15 protein-coding genes are annotated in these 17,735 nt (G+C 76.1%); 8 read left to right on the plus strand and 7 right to left on the minus strand.

The window, feature by feature from the left end:
- Window positions 1-2: 2 nt before the first annotated feature.
- Entirely contained in the window at window positions 3-1,109 is a 1,107-nt protein-coding gene (locus ACIQBJ_RS17350; protein WP_400710254.1) for a polyprenyl synthetase family protein, read from the minus strand.
- Between the two features lie 215 nt (window positions 1,110-1,324).
- Here ACIQBJ_RS17350 and metF point away from each other — a divergent pair, with 215 nt between their 5' ends.
- Window positions 1,325-2,239 (plus strand): methylenetetrahydrofolate reductase [NAD(P)H], encoded by a 915-nt coding sequence (gene metF / locus ACIQBJ_RS17355; protein ID WP_400710257.1) that lies wholly within the window; start codon window positions 1,325-1,327, stop codon window positions 2,237-2,239.
- Between the two features lie 395 nt (window positions 2,240-2,634).
- Window positions 2,635-3,339, plus strand: coding sequence for a hypothetical protein (locus ACIQBJ_RS17360; protein WP_400710260.1), 705 nt, complete (start codon window positions 2,635-2,637; stop codon window positions 3,337-3,339).
- Window positions 3,340-3,346: 7 nt separating this feature from the next.
- Here ACIQBJ_RS17360 and ACIQBJ_RS17365 read toward each other — a convergent pair whose 3' ends face one another.
- Together ACIQBJ_RS17365 and ACIQBJ_RS17370 are read right to left on the minus strand one after the other, a co-directional pair.
- On the minus strand, window positions 3,347-4,738 hold the full coding sequence (locus tag ACIQBJ_RS17365; protein ID WP_400710263.1) for a phytoene desaturase family protein: 1,392 nt from the start codon (window positions 4,736-4,738) through the stop codon (window positions 3,347-3,349).
- Window positions 4,739-4,925: 187 nt separating this feature from the next.
- Window positions 4,926-5,528 carry a DUF4126 domain-containing protein gene (locus ACIQBJ_RS17370; RefSeq protein WP_400710266.1) on the minus strand — a complete coding sequence of 201 codons (603 nt, stop codon included), beginning with the start codon at window positions 5,526-5,528 and terminating at the stop codon, window positions 4,926-4,928.
- Between the two features lie 468 nt (window positions 5,529-5,996).
- Between ACIQBJ_RS17370 and ACIQBJ_RS17375 the strand changes: the two genes are divergently transcribed.
- The 3 genes from ACIQBJ_RS17375 (at window position 5,997) to ACIQBJ_RS17385 (ending at window position 7,957) form a co-directional block, all read left to right on the plus strand.
- Window positions 5,997-6,482, plus strand: a complete 486-nt coding sequence (locus ACIQBJ_RS17375) for an SAV_6107 family HEPN domain-containing protein (protein WP_400710269.1) — start codon at window positions 5,997-5,999, stop codon at window positions 6,480-6,482.
- A gap of 115 nt (window positions 6,483-6,597) precedes the next feature.
- A complete protein-coding gene (locus tag ACIQBJ_RS17380; protein ID WP_400710272.1) occupies window positions 6,598-7,350 on the plus strand; it encodes a methyltransferase domain-containing protein in 753 nt (250 codons plus the stop codon).
- A gap of 229 nt (window positions 7,351-7,579) precedes the next feature.
- Complete coding sequence (locus tag ACIQBJ_RS17385; protein ID WP_400710275.1) at window positions 7,580-7,957, plus strand: DUF3040 domain-containing protein; 378 nt, start codon at window positions 7,580-7,582, stop codon at window positions 7,955-7,957.
- Between the two features lie 147 nt (window positions 7,958-8,104).
- On the opposite strand, the gene ACIQBJ_RS17390 is transcribed toward ACIQBJ_RS17385, so the two are convergent.
- The 4 genes from ACIQBJ_RS17390 to ACIQBJ_RS17405 all read right to left on the minus strand — a co-directional run bounded on the left by ACIQBJ_RS17390 (window position 8,105) and on the right by ACIQBJ_RS17405 (window position 13,542).
- Window positions 8,105-10,528, minus strand: a complete 2,424-nt coding sequence (locus tag ACIQBJ_RS17390; protein WP_400710278.1) for a transglutaminaseTgpA domain-containing protein — start codon at window positions 10,526-10,528, stop codon at window positions 8,105-8,107.
- The gene (locus ACIQBJ_RS17395; RefSeq protein ID WP_400710281.1) at window positions 10,525-11,844 is read right to left on the minus strand and encodes a DUF58 domain-containing protein; all 1,320 of its coding nucleotides are present in this window, start codon (window positions 11,842-11,844) and stop codon (window positions 10,525-10,527) included. Before ACIQBJ_RS17395 ends, ACIQBJ_RS17390 begins: the two co-directional genes overlap by 4 nt.
- A gap of 1 nt (window position 11,845) precedes the next feature.
- Window positions 11,846-12,793, minus strand: a complete 948-nt coding sequence (locus ACIQBJ_RS17400; protein WP_400711344.1) for an AAA family ATPase — start codon at window positions 12,791-12,793, stop codon at window positions 11,846-11,848.
- A 233-nt stretch (window positions 12,794-13,026) separates the two neighbouring features.
- On the minus strand, window positions 13,027-13,542 hold the full coding sequence (locus ACIQBJ_RS17405; protein ID WP_400710284.1) for a beta-class carbonic anhydrase: 516 nt from the start codon (window positions 13,540-13,542) through the stop codon (window positions 13,027-13,029).
- A gap of 489 nt (window positions 13,543-14,031) precedes the next feature.
- Here ACIQBJ_RS17405 and rsmH point away from each other — a divergent pair, with 489 nt between their 5' ends.
- From rsmH to ACIQBJ_RS17420, 3 genes are all read left to right on the plus strand, one after another.
- The gene (gene rsmH / locus ACIQBJ_RS17410) at window positions 14,032-15,000 is read left to right on the plus strand and encodes a 16S rRNA (cytosine(1402)-N(4))-methyltransferase RsmH (protein WP_400710287.1); all 969 of its coding nucleotides are present in this window, start codon (window positions 14,032-14,034) and stop codon (window positions 14,998-15,000) included.
- Between the two features lie 117 nt (window positions 15,001-15,117).
- Complete coding sequence (locus ACIQBJ_RS17415) at window positions 15,118-15,588, plus strand: cell division protein FtsL (protein ID WP_400710290.1); 471 nt, start codon at window positions 15,118-15,120, stop codon at window positions 15,586-15,588.
- Window positions 15,585-17,735 carry a peptidoglycan D,D-transpeptidase FtsI family protein gene (locus tag ACIQBJ_RS17420; RefSeq protein ID WP_400710293.1) on the plus strand — a complete coding sequence of 717 codons (2,151 nt, stop codon included), beginning with the start codon at window positions 15,585-15,587 and terminating at the stop codon, window positions 17,733-17,735. Before ACIQBJ_RS17415 ends, ACIQBJ_RS17420 begins: the two co-directional genes overlap by 4 nt.

A 17,735-nucleotide genomic window follows, 5' to 3' on the forward strand; every position in this document is an offset into this window, starting at 1 on the left:
CGTCAGTACGCGCGGACGGTCGCCGCGCCGGCCAGCTCCCCGAGCGCCTCGCGGGCGGCCTCGTCGGCCAGCGGGGCGGCGGCCAGCGCGGCCAGCGACTCGGCGAGCAGCGCGTCGATCCGGGCCTCGACGGCCGCCGGGGCGCCGCTGCGGGTGATCAGCGCGCCCAGGTCGGCGATCTCGTCCGGGGTGAGGTCCGGGGCGCCGAGCCGGACGTCCAGGCGGTGGGCGTCGGCGGCGGACAGGCCGCGCATGGCGTGCGCGACCAGCAGGGTGCGCTTGCCCTCGCGCAGGTCGTCCCCGGCGGGCTTGCCGGTGACGGCCGGGTCGCCGAAGACGCCGAGCAGGTCGTCGCGGAGCTGGAACGCCTCGCCGAGCGGCAGGCCGAACGAGCCCAGGGCGTCCACCAGGCCGGGACCGGCGCCGGCCAGCAGCGCGCCGACCTGGAGCGGCCGCTCGATGGTGTACTTCGCGGACTTGTAGTGCAGCACCGTCCGGGCCCGGTCGAGCGCCCCGGCGTCGGCGGAGTCCCCGGCGACCGGCTCCAGCACGTCCAGGTACTGGCCGAGCATCACCTCGGTGCGCATCAGGTCGAAGGCGGGCTTCGCGGCCGAGACCGCCGCCGCCGGCAGCCCCGAGCGGTGGAACAGCTCGTCGCACCAGATCAGCAGCAGGTCGCCGAGCAGCACCGCGGCGGAGGCCCCGTACTGCTCGCGGTCGCCGCGCCAGCCGCTGGCCCGGTGCAGGTTCTCGAAGCGCCGGTGGACGGCCGGCAGGCCGCGCCGGGTGTCGCTGCGGTCCATCAGGTCGTCGTGCACCAGGGCGCTGGCCTGCAGCAGTTCCAGCGCGGCCGCGGCCCGCTCGACGCCGGGCTCGTCCGCGGCGCCGCCGGCCGCCCGCCACCCCCAGTAGCAGAACGCCGGACGCAGCCGCTTGCCGCCGTCCAGCAGGAAGTCGCGCAGCGCGTCGGCGACCGGCCCCAGCTGCCCGGAGACGCCGGAGAGCAGGGCGGTCTGCTCCGCCATGAACGCGCCGAGCGCGGCGTTGACGCGGTCGCGCACGTCCTCCGCGTCGACGGGGTTGCGGGGAAGACGGGTGGAGGAGGGCACCTGGAACTCCGGATCGTGGGCTGACAGTCAGACTAACGCGCCCGATCGGGTGCCCCGGCCCGCCGTCCGGGCCGCCCGCGCCCCGCCCACCCGTTCGAGCAGCTCGGCGGGGGAACGGCGGGGGGAACGGCGGGGGCACGGCGCGATCTCATCCGGTGTCTCACGGGCTGGACGCCGTTTGTCCGGGCCGCGCCGCCGACGGCTAACCTGCCTGCATGGCACTCGGTATTCCCTCCACCAGAAGCGACCGCGCGCAGACCGTGCGCGACCTGCTGGCGGCAGGCGACCGCTCCTTCTCCTTCGAGTTCATGCCGCCCCGCAACGAGGAGGGCGAGCGCAAGCTCTGGGACGCGATCCGCCGGGTCGAGTCGCTGGACCCCAACTTCGTCTGCATGACCTACGGCGCGGGCGGCTCCTCGCGCGGCCGCACCGTCGACCTGGTCGGCCGGATCGCCACCGAGACGACGCTGACGCCGGTCGCCCACCTCACCGCCGTCGACCACTCGGTCGCCGAACTGCGCAACATCATCGGCCAGTACGCGGACCAGGGCGTGCGCAACGTCCTCGCGGTGCGCGGCGACCCGCCCGGCGACCCGATGGGCGAGTGGGTGCGCCACCCCGAGGGCGTCCGCTACGCCTACGAGCTGGTCGAGCTCATCAAGGGCATCGGCGACTTCTGCGTCGGCGTGGCCGCGTTCCCGCAGATGCACCCGCGCTCCGAGAACTGGGACGAGGACATCCGGCACTTCGTCGCCAAGTGCCGGGCCGGCGCCGACTACGCCATCACCCAGATGTTCTTCGAGGTCGAGGACTACCTGCGGCTGCGCGACCGGGTCGCCGCGGCGGGCTGCGCGACGCCGATCATCCCGGAGATCATGCCGGTCACCAACATCCGCCAGCTGGTGCGCTTCCCGCAGCTCTGCGGCTCGGACTTCCCGCCCGGGTTCCGCAGCCGCCTCGAAGCCGCTGCCGAAGACCCCGCCGCCGTCCGCGCGGTGGGCCTGGAGCACGCCACGGCCATGGCCGAACGCCTCCTCGCGGAGGGCGCCCCGGGGCTGCACTTCATCACCCTCAACCACTCCACCTCGACCCTGGAGATCTACCAGAACCTGGGCCTCCACCAGCGCTGACCCCGCCTGCGGCGAGCCGATGGGGGCCGATGGCCGGCGCTTCCTGTGGGGCGGGGACTTCGCCTGCGGCGGGCCGGTGGCGACGACGGATTTTCGGCCTGCGGCCGGGTGCTGCGGTGGGTCGGCGGGTGCCCTCGGCCGTGGCCGGTGCTTCCCGTGGGGCGGGGACTTCGTGTGCGGCGGCCGATGGGCGTGCGGGGTCTTCGGCCTGTGGATGCCCCGCCTGCGGCGGGGGCCGGTGCTTCCCGTGGGGTGGGAGTTCTGCCTGTGGCGGGTCGGCAGGGGTGGGGAAGCCTCGGCTGGTGGCCGGGCGGTCGGGGATGAGGTGGTGTTCGGCCGGAGGCTGTACAGTCGCCCGCAACCGCGCGGTGATGGTGGCAGTCGGAGGTGGCGGGATGGGCATCGGGTACCTGCTCCTCTATGGCGCGCTGGCGGTGGTGGCGCTCTGGCTGACGGCCGAGCTGCTGTTGCAGAACCGGGCCGCGCTGCACTGGCGGGCGTTGGCGCTGGGCGGGTTCCTGGGCGTGGTGCTGGGGATGGCGATGTCCTCGGTGCTGGTGATAGCGGCGGGCGCGGGCGCCTTCGCGGTGGGCCAGGCGATGGTGACGGCCTCGGTGAAGCGGGGGCGTCCGGTGGGCTGGTCGCTGCGCGGGGCGGACGGGGGCCTGCCCGGCCCGCTGGCCCGGGTGCCGCTGCTGGCGGCCGCGACCGGCGGGGCCGCGGTGGTGGCCGAGGAGGCCGCCGCGGTGGAGCCGGTCGGCGAGGTCGGCCCGGTCGAGGACGAGCCGGTCGACGAACAGCCGTACGCCTACCAGGAGTTCCAGGAGCTGGACGCGGGCGTGTACGCCGACGGCCCGGCCGTCCAGCAGGAGTACGTCCAGCAGCAGCAGTGGGTCGCGCAGCCGCAGCTGATCGGCTACGACCAGTACGGCCAGCCGGTCTACCAGTACCTGGACCCGTACGCGCAGCCCGGCTACCAGGATCCGTACGGCCAGCAGCAGTACCAGTACCCGCAGCAGCAGACGTACGTCCCGGAGCAGCCGGGACCGGCCCAGGACCAGCAACAGCAGCAGAACTGGTACTACCAGCAGCAGTACTGACGCACCGTCAGGCCGGGCCGAGCAGGCCCGCGGTGATCGAGGCGGACATCCCGACCCGGGCCAGCCCGCCGCCGGGGTGGGCGTGCGCGCCGATCAGGTACAGGCCGGCCGGTCCGGGCTCGTTGGCCGCGGCGAGCCGGCCCCCCGCCAGCGCGGGCACCGGGACGGCGGGCGTCCAGCGGGTCTCCCGCCAGCGCAGCCGCGGGCGCAGGTCGAGCCCGGCGGCGGCCAGGTGGGACAGCAGCCGGTCGGCCCAGGCGTCCAGCGCGGCGGCGGCCGGGGCGGGCCCGCCCGGCACCGTGACGGTCAGCACGGCGGCCTCCGCGTCCGGGCCGGGCAGCAGCGCGGGGTCGTCGGGGCGCAGCAACTGGACGGTGGGCCGCTCGGGCAGCGTGCCGTCGGTGAAGACCGCGCGGGCCTCGGCGGCCGGGTCCGCGGCGTGCACGACGGTGCGGTGCGCGGTGCCGGCCGGGCGGGCCCCGTCCAGGGCGAGCAGCACGGTGCAGCGGCCGGGCGCGGGCGCGGCGGGCTCCGGGAGGCCCAGGCCGGGGACGGCGGACAGCACCGCGTCGGCGGACAGCACTCCGTCGTCGGTGCGGACGCCGGTGCCCCGGCCGTCGGCGGCGGTCTCCAGGGCGCGCACGGGCGTGCCGAAGCGGAACTCGACGCCGCGCTCCCCGCAGCGCGCGAACACCGCGTCGGCGAGCGCCCGCAGGCCGCCGTCGACGTACCAGACGCCGAAGGACTGCTCCATGTACGGCAGCACCGTCGCCGAGGCGGGCGCGGTCCGCGGGTCCAGGCCGTACCGCAGCGCGTACTCGGCGAGCAGCGCGGCCGGGCCGGGCCCGCCGCCGAGCTCGCGGGCCGCGTCGGCCAGGGTGGGCCGGCCGCGCGGCAGCAGCCGGGACAGGCCGCGGCGCGGCGGCACCGGGTACGGGTCGGCCGGGTCGACGGCCGGGCGGGGCTCCTCCAGCAGCGGGCGGCGGGTCGCCTCCCAGACCGTGCGGCCCCGGTTGACCAGCTCGCCCCAGCGCTCGCCGGCGCCCGCGCCGAACGCGGTGTCCAGCGCCTGGCCGACCCCGCCCCGGGAGGCGTTCGGCAGCACCAGCTCGGTGCCGTCCGGGAACAGGTGCCGGCTCTCCGGGTCCACCGGCCGCAGCCCGACCAGCTGCTCCAGCGGCTCCCGCCCGGTCTTCAGCGCGAGGTCCCGGTAGACGGCGGGCAGCGCCAGCAGGCCCGGCCCGGTGTCGAACCCGAAGCCGTCCCGCCGGTACGCCCCCACCTGGCCGCCGTGCGTGCCGGCCGCCTCCAGCACCGTCACCCGGTGTCCGAGGGTGGCCAACCGGGACGCGGCCGCGAGACCGCCCATACCTGCGCCGACGACGATGATCCGAGCCATGGCAGAAGATCCTAGGGGGTGCCCGCACGACGGTTGCCCGAGCCGGAGAGCGACGCCTCCGGCGGGCGGGGGAGCGGGGACGGTGGTGGGGCGGGGGTGCCCGCACGACAACCACCGAAGCGGGGGCGGCGCCTCCGGCAGGGCCGGCCGACCGGGGCGGGGGCCGTGGTGCGGGCGGGTGCCCGGATCAGGCCGTGGCCGCGCGGGCCCGGGAGAGGCGGCGTTCGCGGCGGCGCAGCCAGAAGCGGCGGATGCGGGAGACCGCGAACCAGACCAGCAGGAGTCCGAGGGCCAGCAGGACCGCCGACACCGAGGCCGCCAGCCAGGGGTGGAAGACCGCCAGGGTGACCAGGCCCGCCACCGACAGGTCCTCGCCCAGGCTGACCGCGATGTTCGAGGCCGGCTCCGGCGAGGTGTTCACCGCCATCCGCAGGCCCGCCTTGACGCCGTGGCTGAGCAGCGCCGTCGCACCGCCGACCGCGCCCGCCGCGACCTCGCCCAGCGAGCCCGGGTCGTGCGCCGCCAGCAGCGCGCCCACCGTGGCGCCCGCGACCGGGCGGACGAAGGTGTGCACCACGTCCCACACGCTGTCCACGTACGGGATCTTGTCGAGCACCGCCTCGCACAGGAACAGCACCCCGGCGGCGATCAGCACGTCGGTGCGCTCCAGCACCGGCGGCACCGACTCGGCCCCGCCGAACCGCCCGAACAGGCCCAGCAGCAGCACCACGGCGTAGGCGTTGATCCCGCTCGCCCACCCGCTGGTGAAGATCAGCGGCACGGCCTCCACGGCGGCCCCCCTTTTCCACGCGCCCGCCCGCGCCTCGGACAGGACCCGGCCACCGTACCGGGCGCCGCCGACCGGGGCGGGCGTCCGGCGGCCCGGGCGTCTGAGTACCCGTACTCAGATCACCGGTTGAGTACCCGGGCGGATTCCGCCGGACCCGTCCCGGACGGCAGAGTGGTGCGCACCGGGAAGGCCGCCGCAGGGCGGAGCCTCCCGGAGCGCCCGGGGCCGGGTCGCCGCCGTGGGGGATCGGTGGCCGGGACAGGCCCGGGGCGCGCCGACGGCCGGAGAACGGGGGCCGGGCACCGCCGACACGGGGCGGCGGAGCCCGGACCCCTCCCAGGGGGGTCCGGCCGTGGGGACGACCGAAAGGGCCGAAAAGGGCCCGAGTTGTCAGACCCCCCGTTCACGATGGATGCATGCGCGGGCCGACCGGCCCGGGCAAAGGTCCGGAGTGAACGGGGGAGACCCATGACCATCAGTCGTCCTGAGCCTGTCGCCCGCCCTGCCGTCGATCAACCCACCCTGCCCGCCGGTCGCACCGGCGACGTCCACCCGGTGCTGCGCCGGGTCGCGCCGTCGCCCGCCGCGCTCGAACTGCTCCGCCACGCGCACCGCACCCTGGTGCACGCCCGGGGCCGGCAGGATCCGCTGGAGCGCTACGCCACCGCCCACCTCGCCGCACTGCGCGCCACCGCGGCCGTCCTCGCCGTCCGGGGCCGCCCCGAGCGGCACCCGCGCCGCCGCCACGCGATCCGCCCGGCCTGGGAGCTGCTGCCCGAGGTCGCACCCGAACTCTCCGAGTGGGCCGCCTACTTCGCGGCCGGGGCGCGCCGCCGGGCCGCCGCCGAGGCGGGCATCGCCGGTGCCGCCGGCGAGCGGGACGCGGACGACCTGATCCGCAACACCGCCCTGTACCTGCGGATCGTCGAGCGCATCCTGGCCCTGCACCCCTGAGCCCGGGCGGCCGCCCGGGGCCGGCGGCGCGCTGCGCCGGGCCCGGGCGGCCGGGGCGCGGCGGATAAGGTGGTGGCGTTCCCGCCGTGGAAGACCTGCCTAGAGGGGTGCCGCCTTGTATCCGACCCGTCCCCGCAGTGCGCTGCGTACCGCCGTGGTGTGGGAGGTGCTGCGGGCGGCGCTGGAGCGCCGGGCCGCCGAGCTCGGACGGCCGGTGCTGGAGGTCGTCGACACCGGCGGCGGCACCGGCAACTTCGCCGTGCCCGTGGCCCGGCTCGGCCACCGGGTGACGGTGGTCGACCCCAGCCCGGACGCGCTGTTCGCGCTGGAGCGCCGGGCCGCCGAGGCCGGGGTCACCGACCTGGTCCGGGCCGTCCAGGGCGACACCCAGACGCTGCCCGAGCTGGTGCCGGCCGGCTCGGTCGACGCGGTGCTCTGCCACGGCGTCCTGGAGGTCGTCGACGACCCGGCCGAGGCGCTCGGCCACCTGGTCGGCACCCTCGCCCCGGGCGGCCTGGTCAGCCTGCTGGCCGCCAACCGCAACGGCGCCGTGCTGGCCCGCGCGGTGGCCGGCCACTTCACCGACGCCCGGGTGGCGCTGGACGCGCCGGACGGCCGCTGGGGCGCCGGCGACCCGATGCCCCGCCGCTTCACCGGCGAGCAGCTCGACGCGCTCGCCACCGGGGCGGGCCTGAAGGTCGCCGCCGTGCACGGCATCCGGGTCTTCGCCGACCTGGTCCCCGGCGTCCTGGTCGACACCGAGCCCGGCGCGCTGGACGCGCTGCTCAAGCTGGAGCTGGCCGCCGCCGAGCAGCCCGCGTTCCACGCCGTCGCCACCCAGTTGCACCTGCTCGCCGCGGCGGTCTGAGACCCGGCCGGGGCACCATCGCGGCGGTCCGCTCGTTGGGCAGGGCGGGCCGTCCGTGGGGGCGGCCCGAGCCACGCCCGATTGACCACGCCGAACCCGGGCCGTGGACCGTATGATCTGGGTAAAGCCGGTAAGCATGACGGCCAGACCCGTGGGGCATATGGACCACACAGGCCCGAGCCAGGGGTGGCGGACCGGTCGCCCCGCGACCGACGAGTAGGAGGACTCCGTGCCGCTCTCGGAGCACGAGCAGCGACTGCTCGAGCAGATGGAGCGAGCGCTGTACGCCGAAGATCCCAAGTTCGCGTCGGCGCTCGAGGGAACCGGCCTGCGCACCTACACCCGCCGGCGGGTCTACCTGGCCGTGGCGGGGTTCGTGGCAGGCGTCGCGCTGCTGATGGGCGGCCTGGTCGCCCAGGTCATCTGGATCAGCGTGGTCGGGTTCCTGGTCATGCTCGGTTGTGCAGTCCTCGCGGTCACCGCCTGGCGGCGGGGCCCGGTCGGGCACGGTCCGCGGCAGGCCGCGGCGCCACGTCGGCGGACGGGCGTGATGGACCGGATGGAACAGCGCTGGCAGCGGCGCCGCGACGAGCAGAGCGGGCTGTAGCAGCCGGCCGGAGCCCGAGCGGCCCGAGTGGCCCGAGCGGTGGAGAGCCGCGAAGAACCGGAAGAGCACGGAAAGAGCCGCCGGCGGGGAGGACCTCCTCCCCGCCGGCGGCTCTTTCCGTGCCCGGCGCCGGGCGCCCGGCGGGGCTCACCCCTCGTCGTCGGCGTCCTTCCCCCGGCGCAGCGGCCGGGCCAGCGCCTCGCGGAGCCGGGCCGAGCGCTCGGCGGAGCGCTCGCGCAGCGCGGCCGCCCGCTCCTGGGCCCGCCAGCGCAGGCGCACCGCGGACGCCGGGAGCAGCAGGGCGCGCAGCCGGCGGCCCCGGGAGACGCCGTCGAGCAGGCCCTCCCGGACGGTGTGGACGTCGGCGCCGAGCCGCGGCGACGGGTCGCTCTCCCGGGCGTACAGGACCTGCTCGGTGGCCAGCGCGACCCGCCCGGCGGCGGCCGCCGCCTCGGGGGCGAGGCCGCCGTCCTCGGTGAGCCGGCGGACGGCGCTGCGCGGGGTGCGGGCCTCGTCCGGCGGGAGGCCGAGGTCCCAGGCCGAGTCGGTCAGCTCGGCCCAGGCGGCGAGCACCTGCGCGTCGGTCAGGCGTGGCCCGTGCCGGTCGGCCAGGTGCCGGGCGCCGCCGATCCGGCGGCGGCGGAGCCTGGTCCGCCAGAGCATCGGGAAGGCCAGCAGCAGGAGCACCAGCACGACCGCGGCGGCGGCGACCAGCACGACCGGGTCACGCCACCACGGGGTCGCCGCGGTCTTCACCTCGACGACCGCGGTCTCGGCGCCGCAGTCCCCGGTCTTGCGCTGCTGCGCGGTGCAGTTGCTGGACGGGGACGGCCCGGCCGAGGGCTGGTCGGTGGGCGCGGCGGTGGTCGGCGCGGCGCTGGGCGCGGTGGTCGGCGCGGTCTGCGGGACGGAGTAGAGCGGCAGCGAGCCCTGGTTGGGGGTGGGCTCGAAGCGCATCCAGCCGAGGCCGTTGAAGTACAGCTCGGGCCAGGCGTGGTAGTTGGAGCTGCGCACCACCCGGTTCGCGGCGTCGCCGGTGCCGGGGGTGAAGCCGATCGCGACCCGGGACGGGATGCCGAGCGAGCGGGCCATCGCCGCCATGGTGGAGGCGAAGTGGACGCAGAAGCCCTCCCGGTCCTGGAGGAACTTGGCGATCGCGTCCGGGCCGGTGCGGGCCTCGATCTTGGTGTTGTAGGTGAACTGGCCGCCGGTGAAGTACTGCTGGAGGGCGACGGCCTGGTCGTAGGGGGTGGTCCGGCCCCTGGTGACCTGCTTGGCGGTGTCGCCGACCACGGCGGGCAGGTCGGCGGGCAGCGCCAGGTAGCGCTCGGCGATGTCGGCGGGCGGCGGCCCGGCGGCCCGCAGCTGGGCGGCGGTGGCGCCGACGGTGACCGAGCCGACGGTGTACGAGAGCCCGCCCGCCTTCGCGCCGTTGACGGCGTTCACGGTGCGCCCGGTCTTGTCGAAGCGCCAGTTCGTCGTGGACGGCAGCTGCACGTAGGACACCGGGTACGGCATCGGCAGCCAGGTGGTGTTGAGGTTGCCGGAGACCCGGACGTTGGTCCGGACCGTGGTGGTCGCGACGTTCGGGGCCAGCCCCTCGGGCGGGGGCAGGGTGGCCGGCAGCGCCTCGCCGCTCGGCTCGCCGCCGCGCCACTCCTGGCCGTTGAACTCGGTGAGCGCGGCGATCCGCAGGTAGAGCTGGTTGACGTCGGGGGAGTCGGTGGAGAAGCGCAGCAGCTCGGTGTCGTCGCTGGAGCGCAGGTTGGCGGTCAGCGCGACGACCAGGTTGAGCGAGCGCTCGTCGCCCCGGCCGTTGCCGTCGCCCGTCCCGTCGCCGTGCCCGCCCAGGCCGCCGAACAGGCCGGGGCCGACCGCGGGGACGAAGGCCGGCAGCAGGAGGGCGGCGGCCAGCGCGATCACGCCGACCCGGCGGCCGCCGTTGGAGAGCCCCGCGGTGGCGCGGCCGGTGCCGTGGAAGACCCGGCCCCAGCGGGTCAGCCGGTCCTGGCCCTCGGTGTACAGCAGGACGAGGTAGCCGGCGGCCGCGCACAGGAACCACAGCCACATGCCGCCGGGGGCTTCGGCCAGGCCGCTGCCCACCGAGTACAGGGCGAGCAGCGGCAGGCCCGCGGCGGCGGCCCGGCGGTAGGTGACGGCGAGGGCGTCGACCAGGACGGCGACCAGGGCGACCGAGCCGACCACGATCAGCCGCAGGCCGTCGGTGGTCGGGGCCGGGATCGCGTACTCCTGGATGTTGTCGCCGCCGGAGCTCAGCAGCCCGGACAGGGCGTCCAGCGCGCCCGCGCCCGGCAGCACGCCGAAGGCCATCGAGGACTGCACGGTGGTGAGCATCAGCACGTACAGCACGGCGAGCAGCTGGAGCGGCGTCACCAGGGCGCGCGGCAGCGGCAGGACGCGCAGGCCGGCGCCCGCGCCGGCCGTGACGGCGATCATCAGCAGGCCGTGCGGGGCCAGCCCGAAGGAGTCCTTGAACAGCGGGGACAGGCACAGCGCCGCCAGGGCGGTGGCCAGGGCCGCGCAGAGCGTCAACTTGGCCCGGGTGGTCACGCGCCGACCTCGTCTCGGTAGGGAAGGGAGTTCAGGGTGCGGTCCGCGCTCCGCCACAGGGCGGGCAGCGAGTCGCCGGCCCGGACCGGCAGGACCGTCCAGCCGGACTCGCGGAGCCGGGCCGCCCGGGCGGCGGCCTGCTCGTCCGGGGTGTCCGGGAGGACGTGGCGCAGGCCGGACCAGGTGCCGGTGTCCAGCAGCAGGACGACCGCGCCGCCGGTGCGGCGGCGCAGCCGGGCCAGCCGGTCGGCCTGGTCCTCGTCGAGGGTGCCGACCACGGCGACCAGCAGGCCCTCGCCGTCCAGCCGGAGCACCTCCTCGGCGCGGGCCAGGGTGCCCCGGTCGGAGTGCTCGACCACGGCGAGGGCGTCCAGCAGCGCGCCGACGGACTCGGCGGCGGTGCTGCCCTGGGCGCCCTGCCCGGGCACCGCGTGGCCGGTGTCGGTGAGCAGCCTGGTCCGGTAGCCGCGCTGGACCAGGTCGACGCCGATCGAGGCGGCGGCGGACACCGCCCACTCGAAGGAGGAGGCCGGGCCGGAGCCGCGGTGCGCGCTCTCCCGGGTGTCGAGCAGCACGGTGGCGCGGGCCCTGAGCGGCTGCTCCTCCCGGCGGACCATCAGCTCGCCGTACCGGGCGGTGGACTTCCAGTGCACCCGGCGCAGGTCGTCGCCGTGCCGGTACTCGCGCGGGATGACGTCGTCGTCGCCGGCCAGCGCCAGGGTGTGGCTGTTGGAGTCGCCCTGCCCGGCGGACTCGCCGGGCAGCCGGACCGCCGGCAGGTCCTGGACCTGCGGGACGACGGTGAGCACGTCGGCGGCGCTGAACGCGCGGGTCAGCTCGCACATCCCGAACGGGTCGGAGAGCCGGAGCTGGAGCGGGCCGAGCGGGTAGCGGCCGCGCAGGTCGGAGCGGACCCGGTAGGAGACCTCGCGGAAGCCGCGCGGCTCGACCCGGTCCAGCACGAAGCGCGGGCGCGGGCCCAGCACGTACGGGACCTTGTCTTCCAGCAGCAGCAGGCCGGTGGGCACCCGGGAGACGTTGTCCAGCCGCAGGTGCACCCGGGCCTCCTGGCCCGCGGTGGCCCGGTGCGGGCTGAGCCGGCGGCCGGAGGCGACCCGGTAGCGGGTGCGCACCAGCAGGCCGGCGGCGGCCAGCGGCAGCGCCGCCAGCAGCGCGCCGACCTGGAGCAGCGCGCCCTGGCCGAACACGAAGGCGCAGACGGCGGCGGTCAGGCCGGCCGCCAGGAAGGAGCGGCCGCGGGTGGTCAGCCCGCGCAGCGCCGCGCGCAGCCCGGAGACCTGGCCGGAGGCCGCCACCTCAGCGGCCCTGCGGGCGCGGGACGGGCTGTCGGGCCACCAGGTCGAGCACGACCTGCTCGACGGTGCGGCGGCTCAGCTGGGTCTCCGAGGTGGGCAGCAGGCGGTGCGCCAGCACCGGGACGGCGAGCGCCTGCAGGTCGTCCGGGAGCACGTAGTCGCGGCCGTCCAGGGCGGCGTGCGCGCGGGCGGCGCGGACCAGGTGCAGGGTGGCCCGGGGGGAGGCGCCCAGGCGCAGTTCGGGGCAGGTGCGGGTGGCGGAGACCAGGTCGACGGCGTAGCGGCGGACCGGGTCGGAGACGTAGACGGTCTTCACCAGGTCGATCAGCTTGAGCAGGTCGGCGGCGTGCGCGACCGGCTGCAGGTCGTCCAGCGGGTTGGCGGCCGAGTGCAGGTCGAGCATCGCGAACTCGGCGTCGGCGCTGGGGTAGCCGATCGAGATCCGGGCCATGAAGCGGTCGCGCTGGGCCTCCGGCAGGGCGTAGGTGCCCTCCATCTCGACCGGGTTCTGGGTGGCGATCACCATGAACGGCGAGGGCAGTTCGTGCGTGGTGCCGTCGATGGTGACCTGGCGCTCCTCCATCGACTCCAGCAGCGCGGACTGGGTCTTCGGCGAGGCCCGGTTGATCTCGTCGCCGACCACGATCTGCGCGAAGATCGCGCCGGGCCGGAACTCGAAGTCCCGCTGGTGCTGGTCGAAGACGTTGGTGCCGGTGACGTCGGAGGGCAGCAGGTCCGGGGTGAACTGGATGCGGCGCACCGTGCAGTCCACCGAGCGGGCCAGCGCCTTCGCCAGCATGGTCTTGCCGACGCCCGGCACGTCCTCCAGCAGCAGGTGGCCCTCGGCGAGCAGCACCGTCAGGGCGATCCGGACGGCCTCCGGCTTGCCCTCGATCACGCTCTCCACGGAGCCCCGGACGCGGTCCACGACCGCCGCCAGCTCGGCCAGCCCGGCGGGCTCCCGCCGGTCCTGGCGACCCGCCTGCGGCTGCTGCGCGCCCTGTCCGTTGATGGTCGTCACCCGTAACGCTCCCATGTTGCACAGTCGCCGGGCGGCTGGTTCGAGCCCGGTCCACCCCGAATACTTGGCGCATTCTTCCCTGTCGAACGGCCAGAAGTCACCCGCTCGGCCGACACGCGAAGGCTGTCCCGGTTTGGGACGGTCCGGTGGTCCGGACGGTTTCAGGAGATCTCCCGGAGCAGACCGGTGTGCACGTCGAAGACGAAACCGCGGACGTCCCCGGTGTGCGGCAGGAACGGGGAGGTGCGGACCCGCCGCATGGACTGCCGGACGTCCCGGTCCAGGTCGGTGAACGCCTCCACCGCCCACTGCGGGCGCTGGCCGACCTCCTGCTCCAGCTCGTGCCGGAAGTCCTCGGTCAGGCCGAGCAGGCCGCAGCCGGTGTGGTGGATCAGCACCACGGTGCGGGTGCCCAGGGCGCGCTGGCTGATCGTCAGCGAGCGGATGGTGTCGTCGGTGACCACGCCGCCCGCGTTGCGGATGATGTGCGCGTCGCCCAGCTCCAGGCCGAGCGCGGCGAACAGGTCGAGCCGGGCGTCCATGCACGCCACCACGGCGACCCGGCGGACCGGGCGGGCGTCCATGCCGCCGTCCCGGAAGGTCTCCGCGTACGAGCGGTTGGACACCACGAAGCGATCGGTCTCGGTGGGCCGCTCGGGGCCGGGGGCAGTCGCCATGGCGACGACGGTAGTGGGCGCGCGGCCCCGCCGGGGGCGGAACGCGGTCGGGGCCCCGGTCCGGGCCGCATCCCGTTCGGGCGGCTTCGCCCCGGTTCGCCCGGCGCGCCCGCCGGTCGCCCGCGCCCCGGCCCCGCGGACCCGCCGCACCGCCCCGACCTGCGCGAACGGATGCGTCCGCCCGGGTGGTGCACCGTCGCGGAACGTTGACCGGCGGGGTCCGGGCGATAGGCTGGCGGGGCAGCGGAGCACGGCGGACGGCACCCGGGGAACGGGGTGTCCGGCGCTCTCCGCGCCGGGTCGGCCCGCCCGTGCGCAGCCCGCGGCCTCCTCCCGCTCCGTGCCCACCTGGCGCACCTTCCCCGGTGCCGGGCGGTCGCTCCTTCCCCCAGCGAGCGGGCGGGGACCACGGGCGGCGTGCGGCGGGCCCGCCCGGGTGCGGGACAATGGCCCGGCCAGACCGCACCTGAGGAAGGGCCCCGCCCCCGTATGAGTACCGACAGCCCTGCCCCCCGGCACGTCCCGGTGATGCTGGAGCGCTGCCTGGACGCCCTCGCCCCGGCGATCTCCGGGCCGGGCGCCGTGGTGGTGGACGCCACCCTGGGCCTCGGCGGCCACAGCGAGGCGCTGCTGACCCGCTTCCCGGACGTCCGCCTGATCGCCGTCGACCGCGACCCGCGGGCCCTGGAACTGTCCGCCGAGCGGCTCGCCCGGTTCGGCGACCGGGCCACCCTGGTGCACGCCGTGTACGACGAGATCCCGCGCGTGCTGGACGAGTTGGACGTCCCCGAGGTGCACGGCGTGCTGTTCGACCTGGGCGTCTCCTCGATGCAGCTGGACGAGGCCGACCGCGGCTTCGCCTACTCCCAGGACGCCCCGCTGGACATGCGGATGGACCAGACCCGGGGCATCTCGGCCGCCGAGGTGCTGAACACCTACGGGCACGGTGACCTGGCCCGCATCCTCAAGGTCTACGGTGAGGAGCGGTTCGCGGGCAAGATCGCCTCCGCGGTGCTCCGGGAGCGGGCGAAGGAACCGTTCACCACCAGCGCGCGTCTGGTCGAGTTGGTGCGCAACGCCATCCCGGCCGCCACCCGGCGCACCGGCGGCAACCCGGCCAAGCGGACCTTCCAGGCGCTGCGGATCGAGGTCAACGGCGAGCTGGAGGTGCTGGACCGGGCGATTCCCGGCGCACTGGACGCCCTCGCGGTGGGCGGCCGGATCGTCGTGATGTCCTACCAGTCGCTGGAGGACCGCCTGGTCAAGCAGTACCTGCAGGCCGGCGCCACCTCCACCGCCCCGCCGGGCCTCCCGGTGATCCCGGAGGAGCTGCAGCCCTGGCTGAAGCTGCTCACCCGCGGTGCCGAACTGGCCACCGAGGAGGAGATCGAGGAGAACCGGCGCGCCGCGCCCGTACGGCTGCGGGTGGCGGAGAGGATCAGACGGACCCGGAGGTAGCCAGCCGCCGGGAGCAGCGGAGCGAAGGGGAGTGGAGCGGTGCCGGTGGCCGGCGGGCGGACCAGGGGGAGCGTTCCCGGGCAGGGGGGCAGGGCACGGATCACCGTCCGGCCGGGGGTGCGCCAGCTGCGCGGGCGCACCCCGTTCGCGGTACTGGTGGTGGCGCTGCTGTCGGCCGGGCTGCTCGGCCTGCTGATGCTCAACACCGCCCTCAACGAGGGCTCGTTCACGCTGTCCCGGCTGAAGAAGCAGACCACCGACGCCACCGACCAGCAGCAGACCCTGCAGCAGCAGATCGCCGAGCAGTCCGCGCCCGACGCGCTGGAGCAGCGCGCCCGCGGCCTCGGCATGGTCCCCGGCGGCGACCCGGCCTTCCTCAACCCCGACGGCAGCGTCACCGGGAAGGCCCGGCCCGCCGAGGACAGCCCGCCGGTGCCGCGCTCCAGCGCCGAGCCCTGGCAGCGCCCCGGCGGCAGCCCCGCGCCCACCCCCGGCGCCACCGCGAGCCCCGGCGACCCCGGCATCGAACTCGCCCCGGCCCCGCCGGCCGGCTCGGCCGCCCCGTCCGCCTCCGGGACCGCCCGATGACCCGCCCGCCCGCCGACGGCCCCCGCCCGCGCCGCACCCCGCCCGCCGCCGGCCGCCCCGCGTCCGGCCGCCCCGCCGCGCCCCGCCGCCGGGTCGGCGAGCCGCGCCGCGCCGCCGACGGCACCCCGCCGCGCCCGGCCCGGCCGCGCCCCGTCGCCGCCGGGCACCGCCAGGCCGCCCCGCCGCGCCCCGGCGCCCGCCCGGCCCGCCGCCCCGGCCCGCCGCGCCGCCCGGCGGCCCGCCCCGGCCCGCGCTCGATCCGGCTGGCCGACCCGCGCCGCCGGCTGCGGCTGGTGACGGTCTGCCTGCTGCTGGTCTTCGCGGTCTTCGCGGCCCGGCTGGTGCAGCTCCAGCTGTTCGACTCGGACGAGATGGCGGCCGCCGCGGGCGCCAACAAGTACGTCCGGGTGGCGCTGCCCGCCGAGCGCGGCTCGATCTCCGCGGCCGACGGCACCGTGCTGGCGACCTCGGTGGACGCCTACGACCTGACCGCCGACCCGACCATGTTCACCCCCGCCGCGACCCGGCTGCCGGACGCCCCGGAGCAGGCCGCCGCGCTGCTCGCGCCGATCCTCGGCCAGCCGAAGGAGAAGCTGGCCGAGAAGCTGCACCTGAACAGCAAGAACCCGAAGAGCCAGTACGCGCTGGTGATGGCCCGTCAGTCCCCGCAGGTCAAGGGGCAGATCTCGGACCTGCGGGCCCAACTGGCCAAGCAGGTCGACACCGCGGCCTGCCGGGGCCAGCGGCTGCTGCTCGACAAGCCCGCCGACAAGGGCGGCCGGCAGTCCCTGGACGCGTCCTGCGTGAACCCGCTGACCGGCCTGTTCTGGGAGCAGTCCACCCGGCGCAGCTACCCGGCGAACGGCCTGGCCGCGAACCTGGTCGGCTTCGTCAACGCCGAGGGCACCGGCACCGGCGGCCTGGAGCTGCAGTACCAGCAGCAGCTGGCCGGGCGGGACGGCTACGCCACCTACGCCGCGTCGGCCGGCCGCCGGGTCGCCACCGCCGGGGGCAGCCGGGAGGACGCGGTGCCCGGCACCGACCTGCGGCTGACCGTGAACCCCGACATCCAGTGGGCGGCCCAGCGCGCCATCACCGACCAGGTCGCCAACGCCGGGGCGGAGAAGGGCTACGTGGTCGTCCAGGACGTCCGGACCGGCCAGGTGCTGGCGATGGCCACCTCGCCCGGCTTCAACCCGAACGACCTGTCCTCGGCCCGGGCCGACCAGCTCGGCAACGCGGCCCTGCAGGACGCCTACGAGCCCGGTTCCACCGCCAAGCTGATGACCATGGCGGCGGTGCTGGACACCGGCACCGCCAAGTGGGACACCCACGTGACGGTGCCGAACACGCTGCAGCGCGCCGACCGGGTGTTCCACGACGACGTGGACCACGAGACCTGGTACCTGACGCTGGCGGGCGTGCTGGCCAAGTCCTCCAACATCGGCACCATCGAGGCCGCCGAGCACCTGGGCCCGACCCAGGCCGAGTCCAACAAGGTGCTCGCCGGGTACCTCGACAAGTTCGGCATCGGCCGGCCCAGCGGCCTCGGCTTCCCCGGCGAGACCCGCGGCATCCTGGCCAAGCCGGAGGACTGGAACGGCTCGCAGCAGTACACCATCCCGTTCGGGCAGGGCCTGTCGGTGAACGCGCTGCAGGCCACCTCGGTGTTCTCCACCATCGCCAACGGCGGCGTGCGGGTCGCCCCCAGCCTGCTGGCCGGCAGCACCGGGCCGGACGGCCGCTTCACCCCGGTCCCGGCCGGGGCGCAGACCCGGGTGGTGACACCGGAGACCGCGAAGACGCTGACCGAGATGCTGGAGTCCGTCGTCACCGACGAGCAGGGCACCGGCAACAAGGCGCAGATCCCGGGCTACCGGGTGGCCGGCAAGACCGGCACCGCCAACCGGGTGGACCCGAAGACCGGCAAGTACTCCGGGTACACCGCCTCCTTCATCGGCTTCGCGCCCGCCGACCAGCCCCGGGTGACGGTCTCCTGCGTCATCCAGGACCCGGTCAACGGGCACTTCGGCGGGCAGCTGTGCGGGCCCGTCTTCAAGCAGGTGATGGAGTTCACCCTCAAGACCCTCCAGGTCCCGCCGAGCACCAGCGAGGCACCGAACCTGGCCGTCGACTGGAAGCCCTGA

Source organism: Kitasatospora sp. NPDC088391 (assembly GCF_044753345.1).
Classification (GTDB): domain Bacteria; phylum Actinomycetota; class Actinomycetes; order Streptomycetales; family Streptomycetaceae; genus Kitasatospora.

Coding starts and splice junctions, on each gene's coding strand:
- ACIQBJ_RS17420 (WP_400710293.1), top strand. CDS start 15,585: ATGACCCGCCCGCCCGCCGACGGCCCCCGCCCGCGCCGCACCCCGCCC.
- ACIQBJ_RS17375 (WP_400710269.1), top strand. CDS start 5,997: ATGACCATCAGTCGTCCTGAGCCTGTCGCCCGCCCTGCCGTCGATCAA.
- rsmH (WP_400710287.1), top strand. CDS start 14,032: ATGAGTACCGACAGCCCTGCCCCCCGGCACGTCCCGGTGATGCTGGAG.
- ACIQBJ_RS17365 (WP_400710263.1), bottom strand. CDS start 4,738: ATGGCTCGGATCATCGTCGTCGGCGCAGGTATGGGCGGTCTCGCGGCC.
- ACIQBJ_RS17405 (WP_400710284.1), bottom strand. CDS start 13,542: ATGGCGACTGCCCCCGGCCCCGAGCGGCCCACCGAGACCGATCGCTTC.
- ACIQBJ_RS17360 (WP_400710260.1), top strand. CDS start 2,635: ATGGGCATCGGGTACCTGCTCCTCTATGGCGCGCTGGCGGTGGTGGCG.
- metF (WP_400710257.1), top strand. CDS start 1,325: ATGGCACTCGGTATTCCCTCCACCAGAAGCGACCGCGCGCAGACCGTG.